The organism is Actinoplanes sp. G11-F43, from assembly GCF_050589265.1.
Lineage (GTDB): Bacteria > Actinomycetota > Actinomycetes > Mycobacteriales > Micromonosporaceae > Actinoplanes.
The window spans coordinates 125,047-147,083 of record NZ_JBNZCE010000007.1; the positions used below are offsets into that span (position 1 = coordinate 125,047).

Sequence of the window (22,037 nt, forward strand, 5' to 3'; positions counted from 1 at the left end):
CCAGGCCAGCCTTGCCCGCCATGCCCTATTCCGTCACGCTGGCCGCACCCATCAGATCCGTCTCGCCGCGGGGCAGCCTGACGCATCGCTTCCGGCCTATCAGCCTGCCCGCCTGCGCCCATCACACTTTTTCTGCCAGGGCTCGTCGCGTCGGGTTCCTTTTGCGTTACCCGCCGAAGGCCGCCAGCGTCGGTGGACCCTCGCGTTCGGCGTTTATACCCGAGGGCCTACGCATCGGATCCTCTTGCCCGCGCTCCTCTCCGTCAGCCTCCGTGCCAGGGGCCACTGAATCAGCCACTGCTGGCTGGCGAACCGCTCGACCAGCCGTTCCCCCTCGGCAAGCCGCCAGATCGGCCTCTTCACGATGGCTGTTCAAGATCGTGAGTTGCCGGATGGGTCTCCCGTGACGGTGAGCTGCCGGATCGGCCTCCCGTGACGGCGAGCTGTGGTATCGGTCTCCCGTGATGGCAGGCGCCGGATCGGCCTCCCGCGACGGTGAGCTGCGGGATCGGCCTCCCGTGACGGTAGGCGCTGGATCGGCCTCGTCATATCGCGAGGAACCGGCGGGTCAGCCTTTCATTCCGGTGACCCGGCGCATCAGCCCGGCGGTCGGGCGGATACCTGGAGCCGCGCGGACATCGCGTGATGCCACGGGAGTGGTGGATCCGCTCGGCCCTTGGTCCGTACCGGAAAATGGTGTTGCTCTTTTAAAGGCGGGCCAGGTCGGGGCGGATCGTCTCGATGGAGGCGGTGCGGGGGTTGATCCGGACGATTTTTCCGGCTTTGTCGATCAGGATGACCGCTGCTGTCCCGTCCGGGGCGGAGAGGCCCAGGCCGTCGCGGAGTTCGTCGGTCGGGTCGTGCAGAGGGAGAACGGTCTTTCCACTCGCCTGGGGCGTGCGGGCGGTGGGCAGCACGCCCGCGGCGGCCGACGGGCTCGGTGCGGAGGAGGCCGTAGTGATCACCATGACCGTGACGTCGGGGTCGACGGCGGCCACCGTGTCGTCGAGCAGCTTCGCGCAGTCGCAACCGTCGGTGAGCAGCAGCACCGCGGGATGCCGGCCGCGGAGCGCGATGTTCCGCCCGTCGGCGCCGATCAGGTCGAGTGCGGGCAGCTCGCTGGGGCGCGCCTCGGTGGTGCCGCCGGTGCGCTGGGTGGCCGGCTGCCGGGCCGGGCCGGGCCACGCCGAGGCGAAGAGGCTCGCGATGGTGACCAGAACCGCCACCGAGATGATCAACGCGGGCGTGCGGACCAGCAGCGCGCCGAACCGGCGCACCCGGCGGATCGCCGGCCGCCGGGCGAAGAGCTGCCAGCGGGTCAGCGGCGGGCCGGTGCGCAGCTCGGCGCGGACCGCCTCGACCTCCTCGGAGAGCTCGGAGAGGTCGTCGGGGATGACGATGACGCCCCACTCCTCGGGGAAGTCCGGGAAGCCGTCGAAGTCGTCGGGGGAACCGCCCCCGGGCGGCCTGCCGCCGTTGTCGCTCGCGCCAGCCATGACTCAACCTCCCCCCTGGCCGACCAGATCTTGCTTCGGTCGGGGAACTTCCGTCCAGCCTCCCCCACGTGAGGCCGCATCGCCAGTGGTGCACCGATGCGGACCTTAGCGATAAGCTTGATCTGACAAAGCCATCAGGTCCGGAATTCCCGACTTGGTTCGCACGGGTTGGCCGGTAAAGCCGGTGACAGGGTTGTCACTTTGCGTAACTTAGGCAGCTTCTCGCTTTGCTGTCAAGCGGTAGAAAGCCCCGTCACATGGCCTCTGAGCTGCACTAACAGTGACCGTCAGGGCGAGACAGCGGCGGCTGAGCGTGTTACCCTAGACACAGCGAAAGGGGTTTCGAACCTATGGTTTTCAGTGTCGGCGAGACCGTTGTTTACCCCCACCACGGGGCCGCACTCATCGAGGCAATCGAGACTAGGGTCATCAAGGGCGTTGAAAGGCAGTACCTCGTTCTGCGTGTCGCCCAGGGCGATCTGACTGTTCGAGTGCCCGCTGAGAACGCCGAGGAAGTCGGCGTGCGCGAAGTGGTTGGCGAGGAAGGCCTGGGTAAGGTCTTCGACGTCCTCCGCGCTCCGCACACCGAGGAGCCGACCAACTGGTCGCGGCGCTACAAGGCCAACCTGGAGAAGCTCGCTTCCGGCAACCCGCTCAAGGTCGCGGAAGTTGTTCGTGACCTTTGGCGTCGTGAGCGTGAGCGTGGTCTTTCGGCGGGTGAGAAGCGGATGCTTGCCAAGGCCCGTGACATTCTGGTCGGCGAGGTTGCCCTCGCTGAGAAGAGCACCAAGGATGAGGCCGAGGTCCTGCTCGACAAGGTCCTCACCGAGGCCTGATCCATCGACGCCATCCCTCTTCACTGTGTCTGACTCACTACGTGTGTCCGGCGACAACGACGGCGACGTGACTGCGAAGCTCCATGCTCGCGGTGACGTCGCCGTCGTCGTTTCCGTTGTTCCCATCATTGCCGTTGCCGTTGCCGCTGCTGCTGCCGCCGTTGCCGCCGCTTCCGCTTCCGCTGCTTCTGCCTCCACTGCCGCCGCTTCTGCTTTCGCTGCTTCCGTTAGGGACTTGGGCGTTGATTCCGCTATGTCGCTTGAAGCGGGCGATGGTGCCGAGATTCTTGTTTCTCCTCGTGCTCGTGCCGCTTCTCGGGAGATCTGCGCTTTAGCTGAGTTCCGCTCTCCTGCCGGGGCGGCCCGCCCGCATTCCGTGATTCGTTCTTCTTCCGAGGTCTGTCGTGTCGCTTGATGCCCGTGGTGATGTCGCCGTCGTCATTCCGGCCGCGGGGGCCGGGGTCCGGCTCGGGCCCGGCGCACCCAAGGCGCTGCGCCTGCTCGACGGCGAACCACTGCTGGTGCACGCCGTCCGGCGGGCGGCCGCCGCCACGTCGGTCCGGATGATCGTGGTCGCAGCCCCGCCGGCTGACGTCGATGCCGTGCGCACCCTGCTCACCCCGGTCGCACCGGTCACCGTGGTGCCCGGCGGCGCCGAACGGCAGGATTCGGTGTCTGCCGCCCTGGCCGCGGTACCTGACGACATCGGCATCGTGCTGGTCCACGACGCGGCCCGTTGCCTCGCTCCCTCCGACCTGTTCGAACGGGTGGCCGCTACGGTCCGTGACGGTGCCGGGGCGGTCATCCCGACACTCCCGGTCGTCGACACGATCAAGGAGGTCGATGCGGGTGAGCGGGTCCTGGGCACCGTCGACCGGTCGGTACTGCGCGCCGTGCAGACCCCGCAGGGCTTCGACGCCGCGTTGCTGCGAGCCGCCCATGCCGCAGCCGCCGACTCACACACCGACGACGCCGGTGCGGTCGAGAAGATCGGCCATCATGTCATCTGCGTTCCCGGTTCGGACCTGGCCCTGAAGATCACCCGCCCCATCGATCTGGCCGTCGCCACCCACCTGCTGACCCTGGCGTCGCCCGGCTAGAGCAGCCGGGATCCGGGATCGAGTGCCGACTCCCGGTCCGAATCGGGCCGCAGATCGCCACACGATCTGACCTTTGCCGCGGACGTTGTCCTGCTGCCATGCGCCCGCTGTCCGGGGTTTGTGCGCCCGTTGCCCTGGGATGTTGTTTGCCTACGGCATCAGGCCCTCGGGGCTTGGGCCGGTTCTACCGCCGGGTGCCCGTTCCGGGCTGTTTCTACCGTGGGGTGCCCGTTGCGGGTCGTTTCTACCGTGGGGTGCCCGTTGCGGGTCGTTTCTACCGTGGGGTGCCCATTGCGGGTCGTTTCTTCCGTCGGGTGCCCGTTGCGCGTCGATTCTTTCGTCGGGTGCCCGTTGCGGGTCGATTCTTCTCCGCCTTGCTGTGGTGGGCGGGGGTGAAATTAGGGTGGTGGGCGTGATCACTCCGCGGGTTGGCATCGGCACCGACGTTCACGCCTTCGATCCGGAGCGGCCCTGCTGGGTCGCCGGGCTGCACTGGCCGGATGAGCCGGGACTGGCCGGGCACTCGGACGCCGACGTGGCCGCGCACGCCGCCTGTGACGCGCTTCTCTCCGCCGCCGGGCTCGGGGATCTGGGCAGCAATTACGGCACCAGCCGTCCCGAGTGGGCAGGCGCCTCCGGTGTCACCCTGCTCACCGAGACGGCCCGGCGGGTGCGGGCGGCCGGCTACGAGATCGGCAACGTCTCCGTCCAGGTGATCGGCAACCGTCCGAAGATCGGCAAGCGCCGGGCCGAAGCGGAGAAGACCCTCTCCGAAGCGGTCGGTGCCCCGGTGACAGTGGCCGGCACCACCACCGATGGGCTCGGTCTCACCGGCCGTGGGGAGGGTTTGGCCGGTACCGCGGTCGCCTTGGTGTACGCCACTCAATCGTTTTCCAGCTAGACCGCCTACGCTCGCATCGTGCCCGCCCCCTTGGAGCCCGACACCACCCCGGAAGAGCACCGCCAGCGCGCCCTGCTCTTCGCCGACCTCGGCCGTTACGACGAGGCCGCCGACGAGATCGCGGCCGGACTGACCACCGCGCCGCGGGAGGCAGCACTGCTGTCGACGCTGGCGCGCATCCACCTGGCCGCCGCCCAGCCGGCTGAGGCGCTGGCCGCCGCCGAGCGCGCCGCGGCTGCCGAGCCACAGGCTCTGCCGGTGCTCGTGGTGCATGCCATGGCGCTCATCGACAGCAGGCGTTATGTCGACGCCGCCCGGATCGCCGCGGTGATCCTGCGGACCTGGCCCGACGACGCCTACGCACAACGGACCGGCGCCGCCCTGCTCAGCGAGTCGCGCAACGGCCAGGAGGCGCTGAACGCGGCCTGGAACGGTGTCCGTGTCGCGCCCAAGGACGCCGAGGCCCACCTGGTCCTCGCGGTGGTGGCGGCCCGGTTGCGGTTGTTCGACCTGGCCCAGCGGGCGTACGGGGAGGCACTCGACCTCGACTCCGCGATCGGTGATGCGGGTCGTGACGTCGGCATCGTCCGTTTGGAGCGCCGGCGCTGGGCGCGGGCCATCGAGGGCCTGGCTGAGGAGGCCTCGCTCGGTACGGCCAGCCCGGCCAACCCCGGCGACCCGACCGCCGCCCCCGGCCGGCCCGGCTCCGCTGGGGCCGCTGACCGCACCGACTCCACTGGGGCCTCCGATCGGACCGACCCGGCTGGAGCCTTTGACCGGACCGACTCCGCCGGGGCAATCGACCGCACCGGCTCCGCTGGGGCCTCCTCCGACCGGCCTGACCCGTCCGGGGTGTCCGATCGGTCCGGCTCTTCCGCCGAGTCCGATCCGTTCGCTCGGCCCGCTGACGGGACTACCGGCCGGTCCTCCGTTCCGGCTGGCCCGGCCGCCTTCCCGGAGATTCCGGTCACCCTGCCGTCTCGTCCGGTGCTGGACATCTCCGAGGACTCGGCGACGGCTGTCCAGGAGAGCGCCCGCTACGCGGCCGGCGGCACCCTGGTCGCCGGGGTGCTGGCCGCCGCGATGACCGCGATCAGCCCCGGCATCTCCCGGGTGTGGGCCGGCCTGATGGCGGTGCTGATCTTCGGTGCGGTGCTGTTCTGGTTCCGTAGCCGGCTGCCCGAGCCGGTCTCCGTCGTCCTGCCCCGGCTCCGCTCCGCGGACCGTGGACTGGCGGCAGCCGTCTATCTGACTTTCGCGGCGCCACTGTTCCTGCTGGCGTACGCGGTGATCGGCGGTCTGGTCCCACTGGTCGCCGGAATGGTCGTCGCAGTGGTCGCTGAACTGCTGGTTCTCATGTCGCGCCGAGGCTGAGACCACGCTCGCGACAGCCGCTACCGAAGCGCGTCCTCGGAAAAGTGACATTCCGGACGTGGTTGTCCGTTTCTCGCGGAGTCCATTAGGTTCGGATCGTGTCGACGATGGTGCCTCCGCTCTACGCCGGGCTGGTCGATGACGCCTCCCTGCTCCCGCCCAGCCCGGTCGGCCTGGCCGACGCCGTCGCGAAACACCATGAGCACGCCACGGCGTGGTATCGCGGACTGCTCGGCTCCCTTCTCATCCCCGCCTCGGTCGTCGGCACCGAGGCGGTCCCCCGGCTGTCGGCCGGTCTGATCGGCGACGTGCCGGCCGCTTCCCTGCCCGCGACGGTGGAGAAGCTGCGCGCCTCGGGCGTCGTCGTCCAGCACATCGAGGCAGCGGTCGCCCGCCGCGGCGAGGACCCGCAGCCCGGACTCGCCTCGCTGTGCTCCTTCGCCGCCACGCAGGCGGGCCTGCCGTTGTACGCCGAGATCCCCCTCAGCTGGGGTCTCCTCTCCGCCCTCGACGGCGTTGCCGAGGCCCGGTCCGGTGGGTTGCCGATCGCCCCGAAGTTCCGGGTCGGAGGCCTCGCCGCGGAACTCTTCCCCACCCCCGTCGAACTGGCCGCAGTGATCTGCGCCTGCCGTGACCGGGAACTGCCGTTCAAGCTGGCCGCCGGTCTGCGGCACGCCACCCGTCATACCGACCCGGAGACCGGTTTCACCCATCACGGCTTCCTGAACGTCCTGGTCGCGACCGTGATCGCGGCTGGCGGTGGCGAGGTGGCCGAGGTAGCCGAAGTGTTGGCGGCCACCCATCCGGTCCCGCTGGTGGAACCGGCGCGCGCCCACCGGAACGGCCCCCGCCCACTGTTCGTCGGTTTCGGCGCGGCCAATGTGGTGGAGCCGTTGACCGAGCTGGTCCGTCTGGGGCTGATCAACGGCGGTTACGAGTAGACGCTGGTGCCGGGTGAGTCGACGCGCGAGGATGCGGTCCAGGGGCCTGTCCGGCCGAGTCACTGTGTAGTTGTCAAAGGGTAGCCGTAGGCGTGACCTGGGGCACGAAACCGACCGGTGCCGGGGCGTCGCGCGCTGATTTGGAATAATTCAGACCGTGACCCGGGTGCTGCTGCGAATCCTGGCGGCCGCACTACTGCTGGTGGTGAGCGGCCTGATCGGCTGGCGTGTGCTGGCGCCGACCGAGCTTTCGGCGCCGGCGACCGAGCCGTACCCTCCTGCCCCCGCACCGACGTCGGGCGTCTCGAGCCGTCTCAGCGTGGCGCCGCTGATCGTCGACGGCCGGGTCCGCGTCTACGCCGCGAAGAACCAGGTCCGCGCCGACGGGCCGGTCACCGCGGAGCAGGTCTACACCGCGCTCTGGTCGTATCGCCGCTGGCCCGAGCAGCTCAGCGCGGTGGTCGCGAGCGGTACCACGGTGGTCAGCCGGTGGTCCGACGGCAAGATCGTGGCCGTTGACGCCCGCACCGGTGAGGTCGTCTGGCGTGCCGACGGCCCGGCCGCGCCCGGTTACTCTGGGCACCGGACCGGCGCCGCCACGGTCTGGGACCCGCCGGGTCTGCGCCTCGCCGGCGGTGTCGTCGTGGTCACCCAGGATCAAGACCTGGTGGGGTACGACCTGAGCACCGGCTCAGTGCTCTGGAAGACCGCCGTCCCGGCCGAGTGCGCGGACGGCTTCACCACCACCGGCGGCGCGTATCTGTGTGCGACCGGCGCCTACGACGTCTTGTCGGGCACTCCGGTCGGCGGCTGGCCTGCCGCTCCCTACAGCCCGGTCGGCTGCGTCACCTCCGGCTGTGCCGGTTTCCGGGACGGCTCCGGTCAGGGCTGGCTCGCCACCGCGGCTCAGCCTCGCCGTGCTCCGGCTCTCGACGACCCCGGCGCCACCATCGCCGCAGGTGTCGTCATCTCCACTGTCTCCAGCGCGGAGCTGCCGTCAGCTCCCTCATCAGTTCCTTCATCTGCTCCGTCGCCTGATTCCTCGTTCGCGTCGGCTTCTTCTGCGCCGATTCCCTCTGCGCCGACCTCTCCTGCACCGGCTTCATCTGCACCGGCCTTCTCCGCGTCGGCCTCTCCCACACCAGGCTCTGCTGCGTCGGCCTCTTCTCTGTCTGGCTCTCCAGGGCCGGTTGTTTCGTCTGGTCCCTCCGGGGTGAGCCCATCCTCCTCCGTTTCGGAAGCGGTCGTCGGGCGGACTGTGGATGGAGCGGCATTGTGGATAACTCCTGGGCCGGCCCGTGTTCTGGGAGAATCATCGGGAACGGTGTTGCTGCTGAGCCCGGAGAATCGGCTGACCGGGGTGGATGCGCGGACGGGCACGGTTCGGTTCGCGTTCCCGCTGGCGATGCTCAAGGACAGCACTGACTGGAAGGCGGGGAGGTATCACGTGACCGATGGCTTCCTGGGGATCGAGCGGCTCAACGAGGACGGGCCCGACGATCCGGAGTCGCCGCTGTACTACCACACCGTCGACACGGTTCTGGTCGCCGCGCTGCCCCGCTGACCAGCACCGATGGCCGGCCCCGTGGCCGCGGGGGTCGGTCCTTGGCTGCGGAGAGTGCGTGGGTTGCGGTAAGTAGAGGCAGCGGGCATGACGAGGTGGTTGTGGCTGTGGTGGCAGCGCGGGCATGACGAGGTGGTTGGGGCCCGCGGTGGTGGCAGTGAGTGGCGGCGGGCGATGGCTTTTGGGGTGGTTGTGATGATCCCGTCGGCCCGGCAACAGCTCAGGGATGAGCTGCGGCTCGGTCAGGCCAAGTGGGGGAAGAGGGCGGCCCATGCCTCCTCGGCGGCGCCGACGATGGGGCCCTCGTCGTCGGGTAGGGCGGCGGGGAGTACCGGGGGTGGCGCGTCCCGGTGGATGGTCATCAGGCCGTCGCGGTAGGCGGTGTTGATCGCTTCGGGGACTGTGGCCAATAGATCGGGGCCCAGGCCGCCCAGCGTTACCAGGTCTACGTCCAGGGCGTTGACCAGGCCGGCTATGCCTCTGCCCAGGGCGGTGCCGACGGTTTCGACGGCTCTGAGGGCGGCTTCGGGGGCGATGTCGGGTCCGGCTTCGCCCGAGCTGTAGGAGCTTCCGGAGGGGCGCAAGGGCCCGCCGGAGAGGCGGAAGGGTCCGTCGGTGGGGTGCACGGAGCTACTGGACGGGTGTGAAGACCTGTCGGCGAGGTACGAGGAACTGCTGATCAGGTGCGACGGCCCGTCGGTGGGGTGCGCGGAGCTGCTGCTAGGCGGGTGCGATGGCCCGTCGGAGCGGTGAGGGGTACTGCTGGACGGATGCGATGGCCCGTCGGAATGGTGGGAGGAACTGTTGGAGGAGTGAGAAGGACTGGTGGACTCTGGGCTTCGGGTGCTGGGGGTGGGGCTTTCGGCGACGGCGGGTGGGGGCAGGCCGGCCAAGTCCTGGCGGGCGCGCTGGGATGACAGGGCGCGGGCTGCGGTGGCTATCACCCGGCGGGCGTAGGACACCGGGTCCCGGGGTGGAGGTTCGCCCAGGAGGCGGGCCATGGCGGTGCCGTCGATGGCCGTACCCCAGCAGCCGTTGGCGCCGCAGGCGCATTTGATCTCGGGGTTGCCGAACGGCATGTGGCCGAACTCGCCGGCCGCGTTGCGGGCTCCGATGACCGGGCGGCCGTTGTCGATCACCGCGCCGCCGAGGCCGGATTCGATGCGCAGGTGCAGGGCCACCGAGGCTCCCGCCGCGGCGCCGTGCAGATGTTCGGCGGTGGCGGCGAGAGTGGCGTCGTTGCCCGCGATCAGAACCGCGGAACCGGCGGTCGGCACATCCGTCGGCTGGGACGCTGCGAACGGTGGCGGCTCGGGCAGGGATGCCGCGAGTGGGGGAGATGCCGACTCGGGCGTCGCGTGGGAGGACGCCGCGGGCGGGGGCGTGGTGGGACCTGGAGTCGTGACGGGTGCGGTGGGCTGGGGGACGTCCGAGGGTTCCACGTGTGGGGCGGGCCACAACTCAGTCAGGTCGATGCCGTGCCAGTCGGATTGGAAGGCGTTCAAGTGGAGAGTTCGGGAGACGGGGCCGGGGACTGAGATGCCGACGGCGCGGATTCGGGGACCGTACCGGGCATGTTGTTCCTTGACGGCGGCCGCGACCGCCTCGCGGACCTCGGCCCACGGCGCGTGCCGGTGTCGTTCGGAGACGGAGGTGACGGTGGCGCCGCCCAACTCGACCACGTCCAGCCGCCACGCCTCGTGGGTGATCGCCACCGCCAGCACCAACGGACCGTCGGGGTGGGGCAGCAGCACCGTGGTGGGCCGGCCGCGCGTGCCACTCGGAGCCGCGGGCGCCTGGGTGAGGAGGGCGGCCCGGCTGAGTTTGGTGACGAGTTCGGTGGCGGCGCCGGTCCCGATGCCGAGGAGGCGTGCGGCGTCGGCGCGGGTGACACCGGGATTGCGGTGTACGGCCCGGAGAAGCTCGGTGGAGCGCGTCGTCACAGAGGTACTCCCTTTTTATGCTCTTCCGAAGAGCTTATTGTGCGAGGTGTGAGACTCAACCGCCCGGCGCTCGTCGTCCTCGGCACCTCCACCTTCTGCTACGTCACCGCGGAGACCCTGCCCGTCGGTCTCCTCCCGCAGATCTCGGCCGGCCTCGACGTCACCGAGGCGCAGGTCGGGCTGCTGCTCACCAGCTATGCCGTGGTCGCCGCGGTGAGCACCATCCCGCTCACCGCGCTCACCATGCGGCTGCCCCGGCACACACTGCTCGCCGCAACCGTAGCGATCTTCGTCGTCTCACAGGCAGCCGCCGCCCTGGCACCCAGTTTCCTCGTGCTGGTGCTGTCCCGGCTGGTCTGCGCGCTCGCGCACGGTGTCTTCTGGTCGGTGATCGGGCCGATCACCGCGCGGCTCGCCCCGCCGGGGCAGGTCGGCCGGGCCACCTCGCTGGTCTTCATCGGGAACTCGCTGGCCATCGTGCTGGGTGTGCCGCTGGGCACGGCTCTCGGCCAGTGGCTGGGCTGGCGGCTGTCGATCGGCCTGATGGCGGTCGCCGGGGCGATCTGCCTGGCCGCGCTGCTGATGTTGCTGCCACCGATGCAGCCGCTGCCCCGGGATCGGGCGGCGTCACTGGGCCGGCAGCTGCGGGACGCGGTGCTGATCCTGCGCAACGGCCGGGTCGCCGGGCTGTGCGTGATCACCGTGGTGCTGGTGGTGGGGCACTTCACGACTTATACGTACATCGCTCCGCTGGTCCGCCGGGACGCCGGCCTGGACGGGGCGGCGCTGAGCGCGCTGCTGCTCGGGTACGGCGCGGTCGGGCTGGCCGCCAACTACATCGTGGGCCGGTTCGTGGACCGGCGGCCGGGACCGTTCGTGATCGGGCTGAGCGCGGCCGCCGCGGTGTCGATGGTGGCACTGGCGCCGGTGCTCGGGCCGGTCGGGACGATCGCCGCGGTGCTGGTCTGGGGTGGCGCCTTCAACGCGCTTCCGGTCTTCCTGGGGTCGGCGCCACTGCGGGTGGCGCCGACCGCACGGGACGCGGCGTCGGCCGTCTACGTGGTGGCGTTCCAGATCGGGATCGGTGGGGGCGCGTTCATCGGGGAACGGTTCGTCACCGCCGGGCATCTGGGGTCGTTGCCGCTGCTGGGCGGCGGGCTGGTGGTGATCGGATGCCTGGTGGTGGTGCTGTGGCGCGGCGTCTTCCCGAACCGGATCAGCCCCGAGGAACACCGGCGGACCGAGGAGGAGGCCGCCGCCCACTGAGAAACCGCGTGGCCCGTTGCGGTGCGGATCGGACCGCTGCGCGGCACGCGGGTGGTGGTGTGGGCGGGTGTGGCCGGTTGCGGTGCGGATCGGACCGCTGCGCGGCACGCGGGTGGTGGTGTGGGCGTGTGGCCGGTTGCGGTGCGGATCGGACCGCAACGCGGCACGCGGGTGGGACCGCTACTGCAGGGCGGCCTCGGCGGTGGTCAGGAACAGGTCGTTCTCGTCGGGGGTGCCGATGGTGACCCGGACGCCCTCCGGGTGGAAACCGCGGACGATGACACCCCGGCTCTCGCAGGCCGCGGTGAACGCCGCGGTCCGCTCCCCGAGCGGCAGCCACACGAAGTTGGCCTGGCTGTCCGGCACGTCGAGGGCGAGTTTGCGCAACGCCTCGGTGACCCGGTCGCGTTCGGCCACGACCAGGGCGCAGCGCCGCCGCACCTCCTCCTCGGCGTCCAGGGCGGCCAGCGCCGCGGCCTGGGCGAGCAGGTTGGTGGAGAACGGGGTGACGACCTTGCGGACGGCGGCCGCCACCTCGGGCTGGGCGACCAGGTAGCCCATTCGCATGCCGGCCAGGCCCCAGGCTTTGCTCATGGTGCGCAGCACGACCACGTTGGCCCGGTCGCCGTAGACGTCGACGCCGTCCGGCACGCCCGGGTCGGTGACGAACTCCCGGTACGCCTCGTCGAGCACCACCAGCACGTCGGAGGGCACGCCGGCGAGGAACCGGTCGATTTCGGCCTTGCGCAGGAAGGTGCCGGTCGGGTTGTTCGGGTTGCAGACGAAGACCAGCCGGGTCCGGTCGGTGATCGCTTCGGCGAGGGCGGTCAGGTCGTGCCCGTGTGCCGCGGTGTTGGGCACCCGGACGCTGGTGGCGCCCACTCCGGCGGCGGTGATCGGGTACGCCTCGAAGGACCGCCACGAGTAGACCACCTCGTCGCCGGGCAGGCAGGTGGCTTTGACCAGGATCTCGGCGAGCGCCACCGATCCGCAGCCGGTGACCACCCGGGCCGGGTCGACGCCGAGCCACGAGCCGATCCGGTCGCGCAGTGCGACGACGCCCATGTCCGGGTACCGGTGGGAGGTGCGGGCCGCCTCGGTGACGGCTTCGACGACGCCGGGGAGCGGGCCGTACGGCACCTCGTTGCTGGCGAGTTTGACCGCTTCGGCGATGCCGAGTTCGCGGGCCAGGTCGGCGACGTTGCGACCGGGCACGTAGTCGGGCAGCGCGTCCAGGTCGGCACGGGTGAGCCGGGTCATCAGCGTCCTCCGGGTTGGTCGTCGCGGGTGGCGGCGTCGGTGATCGGGATGCCGCCGGCCGGCACGGCCACCACGACGGTGCCGGCGGCCTTGTCATGCCAGCCCTGCCGCAGCCGGGGGTCGAAGACGGGGGAGAGCGAGATCAGGAACTGGACGATCATGCCGATGAAGCACCACCAGAACATCGTCCACATGCCGAGGCGCGCCCAGCGGGTGAAGGCCCGGCCGAAGCCGATCTGCCCGGTCTTCTCGACCGCGACGACCTGGATCCGCATCAGCCGTTTGCCGAGGGTCTGCCCGCTGCTGCTGATCGACGGCGCTTCGTAGACCAGCCAGAGCAGCGTCGCGATCATGATGATGGCCACCGAGAGGGTGGACATCCGCGGGGTGGCCTCCTGGATGACCGGGTTGGTGGCGCCGGACATCACCTGGTCGTAGTAGTCCCGGAAGATCGGCGTGAAGTCTTGCAGGTAGAGGTACACGAAGTAGCCGTTGACCAGCACATTCAGCAGGAACACGGCGATGATGTCGATGAGCCGGGCGACCAGCCGCTGTCCGAGCCCGGCGAGCGCCAGCCCGTGCGGCAGGGCTTCGGGCATGGGGTAGGCGTACCCGTGCATGGGTTGTGCGCCGGGTTGCGGCTGCCAGCCGGGCGGCGGCTGCATCCCGGGTGGGGGCTGCCAGCCGGGCGGGGGCGGTGGTTGCGGCACCCATCCGGGCGGCGGGCCGGGCGGCACTCCGGGTTGACCCGCTTGCTGGTACGGGTAAGGAGCGGCGGGCGTGACCGGCGCCTCGACGGCGGGGGTCTGCACGGCGGGCGGTTCCGGCTCCTCCGGCGGGGGCGGCCCGTCCGGTGGGACGGCGTCGGCCGGGATGGCCTTACCCACCCAGCCGTCACCATCCCAGTAACGCTGGGTGCTGGGGTCGGCCGGGTCCTTGTACCAACCCGCGGAAACGGAACTCATGCGCAAACCTTTACCACGACAGCCTGACACTTCCCTGCGGCCTGCCACCTCGGCCGTCAGGGTGTGATCACAGTGTCACAGGGCCGCCTCATGTGGGTGACAGTGGTGCACCTGTTGGGATCGGGCAACCGTGTCGGCCGAGGCTGGTCAACCTGTGCAATCGGTGCGATAGGTTCGCCGGATGGGTGAGCAGACTGTCCAACTGGATCCGCTCGACGCGCGTCTGATCGCGATGTTGGCGGCCGAGCCGAGGATCGGTGTGCTGGAACTCTCCCGGCGGTTGTCGGTGGCCCGGGGCACCGTGCAGGCGCGGCTGGACAAGCTGATCGCGCGGGGTGCGATCAAGGGGTTCGGGCCGGAGGTGGCGCCGGACGCGATCGGGTTCGGGGTGATGAGCTTCGTGACTCTGGAGATCAGTCAGCGGTACGGGCACGACGCGGTGGCCGGGCACCTGGCTGAGATCCCCGAGGTGCTGGAGGCGCACACGATCACCGGCAGTGGTGACATCCTGTGCCGGATCGTGGCCCGGTCGAACGCCGATCTGCAGCGGGTGATCGATCAGATCGTCGGTTACGAGGGCATCGTGCGGGCGCACACGATCATCGCGCTGGCCGAGTTGATCCCGTACCGGACCGTGCCCCTGGTTCGGGCGGCAAGCCACGCATAACCGTACGACACGGACTTTCCGCGCTGGGTGCTTCCCGGATCGAAGGTCATTACCCTGCCCGAATGGCCTCCGGCGGCACTTCGTGGAAGGGACTCTCGGTGGTCGCCGCCGCCACGGTCGCGATCACCGTGCTGGCCGTGACCAACGTGTGGAACCCCTTTCCCCAGCTGTGGTCCTGGATCAGCGCCAGCGGCCCGATCGCGGCCGGAACCCGCTGGCAGCAGACCCTGAGCGGCTCGCCGCAGAGCGTGGCGGTGGCCGGGGACGCGGTGATCGTCGAATACCGGACGTCGGTCGAGGCGTACGGCCTGACCGCCGCGGTGAAACTCTGGTCCTCGGACGCCGACTGGGCCGAGGTGGCCGGCAAGGGCGCCAACGCGGTGGTGGTCACCGGACGCCTGCTGACCAAGGGCTACCAGGTGCTGGACCCGTCCACCGGCACCGTCCGGCGGGCCGACACCACGGCGTCGGCGGTCTGGGCGTACCAGGACGCGATCGTGGACCTGGGCTGCTCCGGCGGTGACGACTGCCGGCTCACCGCCTGGGACCCGCGGACGAATCAGCAGCTCTGGACGGTCGGCGCGGGCAGCATCGGCTTCGTCCTGGACGCCGCCAACCCCGACCTGCCGGACACCAGGCGGCTGATCTCCGGCGACGTGGACGACGACGTGACCGGCCCGCCGATGCTGCCCGGACTGCTCGGCCTGCCGCACGACAACGAGGTCCGGGTGATCGACACCGCCAGCGGCCGGCTGGTGCAGACCGTGGAGCCGCCCCGGGACCAGCGGGTCGCGGTGGTCGGCGGCCGGATCCTGACGATCACCGGCGCCGCCCGGGACGGCACCTGCTACTACGGCGTGGTCGCGACCAGCCCGCAGGCGGGCGGCAAGGTGGTGTGGCAGCGCGACGGGCTCAACCTGCGGACCGCCGGCAACGGCTCGCACTGCACCCAGGACCGCGATCCGGCCGGCGGGTACAACGTGGTGCTGGGGGTGGACCCGTACGGCCGGGAGGTTCTGATCAACGGCTACGACGGGCGCAACCTTTGGTACGGCGACAAACAGTCGAAGGTGCTGACCGTGAACGACACCTACGCGGTCATCCACAAGGGCGACACGGTACGGGGCTTCTCGTTCACCAAGGACAAGGTGGTGTGGCGGCTGGACGGCCGGGGCGACGACGTGGGCGCGGCGCTCACCCCGCACGCGGTGATCGTGACCTCGAAGGGCCGGGCCACCGCACTCTCGCTGGCCGGTGGGGCGGTGCGGGCCGACGTGCGTACCGAAGCGAAGGTCTTCGCCACCCACGCCAACGGCATGATCATCGTCTCCGGGCGGGAGATGGCGTACGTCCCGTTCGCCTGACGCGTGGGGACGGGTTCGCATCGCGCCACCCGGCTGACATAGGCTGACCGTTCATGAGCAGAGGCGCCGATTTCAGCTACTCGCCGCTCCTCCCCACCGGCGCGGACCAGACCGAGTACCGCCTGGTCACGGACGAGGGTGTGGACGTCGTCGAGGGTCCGGGCGGGCGACGATTCCTGACCGTGGAGCCGGCCGCCCTCACTCAGCTCACCGCGGAGGCGATGCACGACATCGCCCACTACCTGCGCCCGGCCCACCTGGCGCAGCTGCGCGGCATCATCGACGATCCGAAGGCGTCGCCGAACGACCGGTTCGTCGCGATGGACCTGCTGCGCAACGCGAACATCGCGGCCGGTGGCGTGCTGCCGATGTGCCAGGACACCGGCACCGCGATCGTGATGGGCAAGCGCGGCCGGCACGTGCTCACCGACGGCACCGACGAGGCGGCCATCGCCCTCGGCGTCTACCAGGCGTACACCCGGCTCAACCTGCGCTACTCGCAGCTCGCCCCGCTGACCATGTGGGACGAGAAGAACACCGGCAGCAACCTGCCGGCCCAGATCGAGCTGTACGCGGAGGACCCGGGCGGCCAGCCGGACGCGTACAAGTTCCTGTTCATGGCCAAGGGTGGCGGCTCGGCCAACAAGTCGTACCTCTACCAGGAGACCAAGGCGCTGCTGAACCCGCAGCGGATGATGCAGTTCCTGGACGAGAAGCTGCGCCTGATCGGCACCAGCGCCTGCCCGCCGTACCACCTGGCCGTCGTCATCGGCGGCACCAGCGCCGAGCACGCGCTGAAGACCGCGAAGCTGGCCTCCGCGAAATACCTGGACAACCTGCCCACCGCGGGCAGCATGCAGGCGCACGGCTTCCGCGACCTGGAGCTGGAGGCCGCGGTGCTGGAGCTGACCCGTGACTTCGGGATCGGCGCCCAGTTCGGCGGGCGGTACTTCTGCCACGACGTGCGGGTGGTCCGGCTGCCCCGGCACGGCGCGTCCTGCCCGGTGGCGATCGCCGTCTCCTGCTCGGCCGACCGGCAGGCGGTCGCCAAGATCACCCCGTCCGGTGTCTGGCTGGAGCGGCTGGAGACCGACCCGGCCCGCTACCTGCCGGAGGTCGACCTGGAGGAGTCACCGGTCGTCAACATCGACCTGAACCGGCCGATGTCCGAGATCCGGGCCGAGCTGAGCAAATACCCGGTGAAGACCCGGCTGTCGCTGACCGGCCCGCTGGTGGTGGCCCGGGACATCGCGCACGCCAAGATCGCCGAGCGGCTGGACGCCGGGCAGCCGATGCCGCAGTACATGCGGGACCACGCGGTCTACTACGCCGGCCCGGCCAAGACCCCCGAGGGGTACGCGTCCGGCTCCTTCGGCCCGACCACGGCCGGGCGGATGGACTCGTACGTCGAACGGTTCCAGGCCGAGGGCGGCTCGATGGTGATGCTGGCCAAGGGCAACCGGTCGAAGCAGGTCACCGACTCCTGCCAGGCGCACGGCGGGTTCTACCTCGGCTCGATCGGCGGCCCGGCGGCCCGGCTGGCCCAGGACTGCATCCGGCACGTCGAGGTGCTGGAGTTCCCGGAGCTGGGCATGGAGGCGGTCTGGAAGATCGAGGTCGAGGACTTCCCCGCCTTCATCGTGGTGGACGACAAAGGCGAGGACTTCTTCGCCGAGGTGACCCGACCGAATCCCGTCTTTTCGATCGGCCGCCGTTAGGAGGACGGACTCGAAGACGGGAGCGGGCCGCCGGTGCAGTAACCGGGGACCGGGTCGAGCCATTCGGCGATCTGGTCGGTCAGCGAGTCGTCCAGATCCTTGGTCGACTTCAGCTTCTTGATGTAGTCCCGGCTCTTCGCGGCGGCCTCGATCCGCTTCGCCGAGGTCTCCCCGGCCTCCTGGAGACCGGGGTCCTCGGCGGCCTTGGTCTCCTTCCGGATCCGGGTGCCGATCGCCTTCAGCTCGGTGGCGGCCGCCGTCTCCGCCTTCTTCGCGGCCTCGGTCTCCTTGGCCTCCTTGTTGGCGATCATCCGGCCCAGCTCGACGCCGAACTCGGCGAACGCGGCATTGCGGAATCCGGCGATCCGCCCGCACACCTCGGCGGTGTCGGCCGAGTAGTCGGGGGCGAGCGAGACTGAGGGGGACGGCGACGGCGCGGTGGCCGACGGCTCGACGATGGTCGGGGCGGCGGCCCCGCCGGAGTCTCCACCACTGTCGCAGGCGGCGCCGGTCAGTAGCGTGCCGCCGGCGATCACGGCGAGGATGGCGCGTCGCATCAGAGGGTCCTCATCGTCGGGGGTCATCCAAACCCCGCCGACGGTACGGAACGATGTCGAGCCCGTCCAACCGCTGTTTGTGAGGCAACCGACTGGGGACTGTCCTCTCATCGAGAGAGGATGGACCGGTGACTGAGTTCCGGATCGAACGCGACACGATGGGCGAGGTCCAGGTGCCCGCCGACGCGCTGTGGCGCGCGCAGACCCAGCGAGCGGTGGAGAACTTCCCGATCTCCGGCCGTGGGCTGGAGCCGTCGCACATCCGGGCGCTGGCCCGGATCAAGGGCGCCGCGGCCCGGGCCAACGCCGAGCTGGGCGTGCTGGAGCAGGATCTGGCCGACGCGATCGCGACCGCCGCCGCGCACGTCGCCGACGGGGGCTATGACGACCAGTTCCCGGTCGACGTCTTCCAGACCGGCTCCGGCACCTCCTCCAACATGAACGCGAACGAGGTCATCGCCACCCTCGCCAGCCGTGAGCTGGGCCGCCCGGTCCACCCGAACGATCATGTCAACGCCTCGCAGTCCAGCAACGACGTCTTCCCGTCGTCGATCCACCTGGCCGCGACCGAGGCGGTCAGTCAGGACCTGATCCCGGCGCTGGAGCACCTGTCCGGCGTACTCAAGAGCAAGGCGGTCGACTTCGAAACGGTCGTGAAGAGCGGCCGCACCCATCTGATGGACGCCACGCCGGTCACCCTGGGGCAGGAGTTCTCCGGTTACACCCGCCAGGTCACCAACGGTGTCGAGCGGCTGACCGCGACCCTGCCCCGGCTGGGTGAGCTGCCGCTCGGCGGCACCGCGGTCGGCACCGGGGTGAACACCCCGCCCGGGTTCGCCGCCGCCGCGATCCGGCTGCTGGCCGAGCAGACCGGTCTGCCGCTGACCGAGGCCCGCGACCACTTCGAGGCGCAGGGCGCCCGGGACGCGCTGGTCGAGGTGTCCGGCCAGCTGCGGGTGGTGGCGGCCGGCCTCTACAAGATCGCCAACGACATCCGGTGGATGGGTTCCGGGCCCCGGGCCGGCCTGCGCGAGCTGCGGCTGCCCGACCTCCAGCCCGGCTCGTCGATCATGCCGGGCAAGGTGAACCCGGTGGTCCCCGAGGCGGTTCGCCAGGTCGCCGCCCAAGTCATCGGCAACGACGCCACGGTGGCCTTCGCCGGCACCCAGGGCGACTTCGAGCTGAACGTGATGCTCCCGGTGATGGCCCGCAACGTGCTGGAGTCGATCCGGCTGCTGGCCGCGGTGTCCCGGCTGTTCGCCGACCGGTGCGTGGCCGGTCTGGAGGCGGACGAGGAGATCACCCGGGGGTACGCGGAGGGTTCGCCGTCGATCGTCACCCCGCTCAACCGGTTCCTGGGTTATGACGAGGCGGCCGCGATCGCGAAGCGGGCGCTGGCCACCAACCGGACCATCCGCGAGGTGGTGATCGAGCGCGGCCATGTCGCGAACGGCACGCTCACCGAGGCTCAGCTGGACGAGGCGCTCGACGTCCTCCGGATGACGCGTCCCTGAGACCGGACCGCTACCCTTTAACGGTGACTCTGCGCTTGTATGACACCGCGACCCGATCGGTCCGGGACTTCGTCCCGTCGACGCCCGGTCTGGCGGGGATCTACCTGTGTGGGGTCACCGTGCAGTCCTCCCCACATATCGGCCATCTCCGCTCCGCCGTCAACTACGACGTGCTGCGCCGCTGGCTGATGCACGAGGGGCTGGAGGTGACGTTCGTCCGCAACGTCACCGACGTGGACGACAAGATCCTGGAGAAGTCGGTCGAGCAGAAGCGGCCGTATTGGGCGATCGCCTACGAGAACCGGCGCCTCCTGGACCGGGACTACTCGGCGCTCAACGTGCTGCCGCCCACCTACGAGCCGCTGGCCACCGGGCACATCACCGAGATGCACGAGCTGATCCAGGAGCTGATCGACCGCGGCCACGCCTACCCGGCCGGCGGCGACTGCACCGACGTCTATTTCGACGTGCTCTCCTACCGGGAGTACGGCGCGCTGTCCGGCCAGCGCCCGGAGGACATGCGCGACCCCGGCGACGCCTCGCCGCGTGACAAGCGCGACCACCGTGACTTCGCCCTGTGGAAGGGCGTGAAGGCGGACGAGCCGCGGGACGCGTACTGGCCGTCCCCCTGGGGTCAGGGCCGTCCGGGCTGGCACATCGAGTGCTCGGCGATGGCCCGCCGCTATCTGGGCGACGAGTTCGACATCCACGGTGGCGGGCTGGACCTGACCTTCCCGCACCACGAGAACGAGGTGGCCCAGTCCAAGGCGGCCGGTCTCGGCTTCGCCCGGTTCTGGGTGCACCACGCGCTGCTCAACCTGGGTGAGTCCAAGATGAGCAAGTCGCTGGGCAACGTGATCGACCTGGAGTCGGTGGTCGAAGCCGGGGTCCGCCCGGTCGAGCTGCGCTACTACCTGGGCAGCCCGCACTACCGGTCGCGCATCGACTACTCCGACGAGGCGCTGCGGGAGGCCGCTGTCGCCTACCGGCGGATCGAGGGCTTCGTGCAGCGCGCGGTCGAGGTGGTCGGCAAGGGCCGGCCCAAGGCGGTGCCGCCGGCGTTCGCCGAGGCGATGAACGACGATCTGAACACCTCGGCCGCGCTGGCGATCGTGCACGACACCGTGCGGGAGGGCAACAGCGCCCTGACCGCCGGGGACGAGCCGGCCATCCGTGGCGCGCTGACCGCGGTCCGGGCCATGCTCGGGGTGCTCGGCATCGACCCGCTGGACGACGCCTGGGGTGGCGGCGACGGCGGCAACGACCTGAAGCCGGTGGTCGACTCCCTGGTCGCCCTGGCGCTGGAGCAGCGGGCGCAGGCCCGTGCACGTAAGGACTGGGCGGCCGCCGATTCGGTGCGGGACCAGCTCAAGAACGCGGGTATTCAGGTGGAGGACACTCCGACCGGGCCGCGCTGGACGGTAGGAGAGCAGCACTGATGGCCGGAAACTCGTTCAACGCGAGTAAGCGCACCACCTCGAAGAAGGGTGCCGTGGGCGGCTCGGGCGGGAAGAACCGCTCCGGGCTCAAGGGCCGGGGCAAGACCCTGCCCGCCGACGAGCGCCCCTGGCACAAGGGCTACTCGGGCACCGAGAAACTGCCCGAGAAGACCGCTCGTAAGCAGGACAAGGAGCGCCGGGCCGCGGCTGCCGAGGGCCGGGCGCCCAAGGTCGGCCAGCCGGGCACCAAGGACACCACCTGGGGCCGCGGCGGTGGCCGGGCGCCGGGCATCACCCGCACCCAGACCGCCCGGGGCGCCGGGGTCCGCGGTGGCGGTCCGCGTGGCCCGCGGGTCGCGCCGGGCCGCCGGTCCAACCCCACCAAGGAGGGCCCCGAGCTGCTGCTCGGCCGCAACCCGGTGGTGGAGGCGCTGCGCGCGCTGGTGCCGGCCACCGCGCTCTACGTGGCGCAGGGCATCGACATCGACGACCGGGTCACCGAGATCGTCCGGACCGCCGGTGACCGGGGCATCCCGATCCTGGAGATCAGCCGCAACGAGCTGGACCGGATGACCGGTGGCGTGCTGCACCAGGGCATCGGCCTGCAGGTCCCGCCGTTCGCCTACGAGGACTTCGACGACCTGGTCAACGCGGCTCTGGAGCAGACCGCGCCGCTGCTGGTCGCGCTGGACGGCATCACCGACCCGCGGAACGTGGGGGCGGTGATCCGGTCGGTGGCCGCGTTCGGCGGGCACGGCGTGTTCATGACCGAGCGCCGGGCCGCCGGGATCACCGCGACCGCCTGGCGCACCAGCGCCGGTGCGGCCGCCCGGGTCCCGGTGTCGCAGGTGGTCAACCTGACCCGGGCGATCAAGGCCGCGCAGAAGGCCGGTTTCACCGCGATCGGCCTGGACGCCGACGGCGAGACCGGGCTGTACGAGCTGGAGGCCGCGGTCGGCCCGCTGATCGTGGTGGTCGGCTCCGAGGGCCGTGGTCTGTCCCGGCTCGTCGGCGAGACCTGTGACCTGCGGGTCAGCATCCCGATGGCGTCCGACGTGGAGTCGCTGAACGCGAGTGTCGCGGCAGCGGTCACGCTCGCCGAGGTGAGCCGCCGCCGCGTCCAGGGCTGAGC

Annotated in this window: 18 protein-coding genes; 13 read left to right on the plus strand and 5 right to left on the minus strand. The window is 70.5% G+C overall.

Features of this window, described 5'->3' with window-relative positions; all coding sequences use genetic code 11:
• Positions 1–707: 707 nt before the first annotated feature.
• Positions 708–1,496, minus strand: coding sequence for a hypothetical protein (locus ACQ0O7_RS08940; protein WP_430781346.1), 789 nt, complete (start codon positions 1,494–1,496; stop codon positions 708–710).
• Between the two features lie 350 nt (positions 1,497–1,846).
• On the opposite strand from ACQ0O7_RS08940, the gene ACQ0O7_RS08945 reads away from it, so the two are divergent.
• From ACQ0O7_RS08945 to ACQ0O7_RS08970, 6 genes are all read left to right on the plus strand, one after another.
• The gene (locus ACQ0O7_RS08945) at positions 1,847–2,332 is read left to right on the plus strand and encodes a CarD family transcriptional regulator (RefSeq protein WP_014447856.1); all 486 of its coding nucleotides are present in this window, start codon (positions 1,847–1,849) and stop codon (positions 2,330–2,332) included.
• Positions 2,333–2,736: 404 nt separating this feature from the next.
• A complete protein-coding gene (ispD, locus tag ACQ0O7_RS08950; protein WP_430781348.1) occupies positions 2,737–3,432 on the plus strand; it encodes a 2-C-methyl-D-erythritol 4-phosphate cytidylyltransferase in 696 nt (231 codons plus the stop codon).
• A gap of 412 nt (positions 3,433–3,844) precedes the next feature.
• Positions 3,845–4,333 carry a 2-C-methyl-D-erythritol 2,4-cyclodiphosphate synthase gene (gene ispF, locus ACQ0O7_RS08955; RefSeq protein WP_430781349.1) on the plus strand — a complete coding sequence of 163 codons (489 nt, stop codon included), beginning with the start codon at positions 3,845–3,847 and terminating at the stop codon, positions 4,331–4,333.
• An 18-nt stretch (positions 4,334–4,351) separates the two neighbouring features.
• Positions 4,352–5,707, plus strand: coding sequence for a hypothetical protein (locus tag ACQ0O7_RS08960; protein ID WP_430781350.1), 1,356 nt, complete (start codon positions 4,352–4,354; stop codon positions 5,705–5,707).
• Positions 5,708–5,805: 98 nt separating this feature from the next.
• Complete coding sequence (locus ACQ0O7_RS08965; RefSeq protein ID WP_430781351.1) at positions 5,806–6,648, plus strand: hypothetical protein; 843 nt, start codon at positions 5,806–5,808, stop codon at positions 6,646–6,648.
• Positions 6,649–6,805: 157 nt separating this feature from the next.
• A complete protein-coding gene (locus ACQ0O7_RS08970) occupies positions 6,806–8,212 on the plus strand; it encodes a PQQ-binding-like beta-propeller repeat protein (RefSeq protein ID WP_430781352.1) in 1,407 nt (468 codons plus the stop codon).
• Between the two features lie 242 nt (positions 8,213–8,454).
• On the opposite strand, the gene ACQ0O7_RS08975 is transcribed toward ACQ0O7_RS08970, so the two are convergent.
• Positions 8,455–10,155, minus strand: a complete 1,701-nt coding sequence (locus ACQ0O7_RS08975; RefSeq protein WP_430781353.1) for an ROK family protein — start codon at positions 10,153–10,155, stop codon at positions 8,455–8,457.
• Between the two features lie 48 nt (positions 10,156–10,203).
• Between ACQ0O7_RS08975 and ACQ0O7_RS08980 the strand changes: the two genes are divergently transcribed.
• On the plus strand, positions 10,204–11,421 hold the full coding sequence (locus ACQ0O7_RS08980; RefSeq protein ID WP_430781354.1) for an MFS transporter: 1,218 nt from the start codon (positions 10,204–10,206) through the stop codon (positions 11,419–11,421).
• Between the two features lie 180 nt (positions 11,422–11,601).
• Here the strand turns inward: ACQ0O7_RS08980 and hisC are convergent, their stop codons facing one another.
• Positions 11,602–12,681, minus strand: coding sequence for a histidinol-phosphate transaminase (gene hisC / locus ACQ0O7_RS08985; protein WP_430781355.1), 1,080 nt, complete (start codon positions 12,679–12,681; stop codon positions 11,602–11,604).
• Positions 12,681–13,646, minus strand: a complete 966-nt coding sequence (locus ACQ0O7_RS08990) for an RDD family protein (RefSeq protein WP_430781356.1) — start codon at positions 13,644–13,646, stop codon at positions 12,681–12,683. Before ACQ0O7_RS08990 ends, hisC begins: the two co-directional genes overlap by 1 nt.
• A 181-nt stretch (positions 13,647–13,827) precedes the next feature.
• Here ACQ0O7_RS08990 and ACQ0O7_RS08995 point away from each other — a divergent pair, with 181 nt between their 5' ends.
• The 3 genes from ACQ0O7_RS08995 to ACQ0O7_RS09005 all read left to right on the plus strand — a co-directional run bounded on the left by ACQ0O7_RS08995 (position 13,828) and on the right by ACQ0O7_RS09005 (position 17,395).
• Positions 13,828–14,313: an Lrp/AsnC family transcriptional regulator gene (locus ACQ0O7_RS08995; RefSeq protein ID WP_430781358.1), complete on the plus strand. Its 486-nt coding sequence runs from the start codon at positions 13,828–13,830 to the stop codon at positions 14,311–14,313.
• A gap of 62 nt (positions 14,314–14,375) precedes the next feature.
• Positions 14,376–15,677 carry a hypothetical protein gene (locus tag ACQ0O7_RS09000; protein WP_430781359.1) on the plus strand — a complete coding sequence of 434 codons (1,302 nt, stop codon included), beginning with the start codon at positions 14,376–14,378 and terminating at the stop codon, positions 15,675–15,677.
• 53 nt (positions 15,678–15,730) lie between these two features.
• A complete protein-coding gene (locus ACQ0O7_RS09005) occupies positions 15,731–17,395 on the plus strand; it encodes a fumarate hydratase (protein ID WP_430781361.1) in 1,665 nt (554 codons plus the stop codon).
• Here the strand turns inward: ACQ0O7_RS09005 and ACQ0O7_RS09010 are convergent.
• Positions 17,392–17,952 (minus strand): hypothetical protein, encoded by a 561-nt coding sequence (locus ACQ0O7_RS09010; protein WP_430781362.1) that lies wholly within the window; start codon positions 17,950–17,952, stop codon positions 17,392–17,394. The two genes, ACQ0O7_RS09005 and ACQ0O7_RS09010, sit on opposite strands and share 4 nt — an antisense overlap.
• Before the next feature lie 128 nt (positions 17,953–18,080).
• Between ACQ0O7_RS09010 and ACQ0O7_RS09015 the strand changes: the two genes are divergently transcribed.
• The 3 genes from ACQ0O7_RS09015 to rlmB are packed head-to-tail and all read left to right on the plus strand — an operon-like array spanning position 18,081 to position 22,035.
• On the plus strand, positions 18,081–19,466 hold the full coding sequence (locus ACQ0O7_RS09015; RefSeq protein ID WP_430781363.1) for a class II fumarate hydratase: 1,386 nt from the start codon (positions 18,081–18,083) through the stop codon (positions 19,464–19,466).
• Between the two features lie 23 nt (positions 19,467–19,489).
• Positions 19,490–20,905: a cysteine--tRNA ligase gene (gene cysS, locus ACQ0O7_RS09020; protein ID WP_430781364.1), complete on the plus strand. Its 1,416-nt coding sequence runs from the start codon at positions 19,490–19,492 to the stop codon at positions 20,903–20,905.
• Positions 20,905–22,035 (plus strand): 23S rRNA (guanosine(2251)-2'-O)-methyltransferase RlmB, encoded by a 1,131-nt coding sequence (gene rlmB / locus ACQ0O7_RS09025; RefSeq protein ID WP_430781365.1) that lies wholly within the window; start codon positions 20,905–20,907, stop codon positions 22,033–22,035. The genes cysS and rlmB overlap by 1 nt, the downstream gene beginning before the upstream one ends.
• Positions 22,036–22,037: the final 2 nt, after the last annotated feature.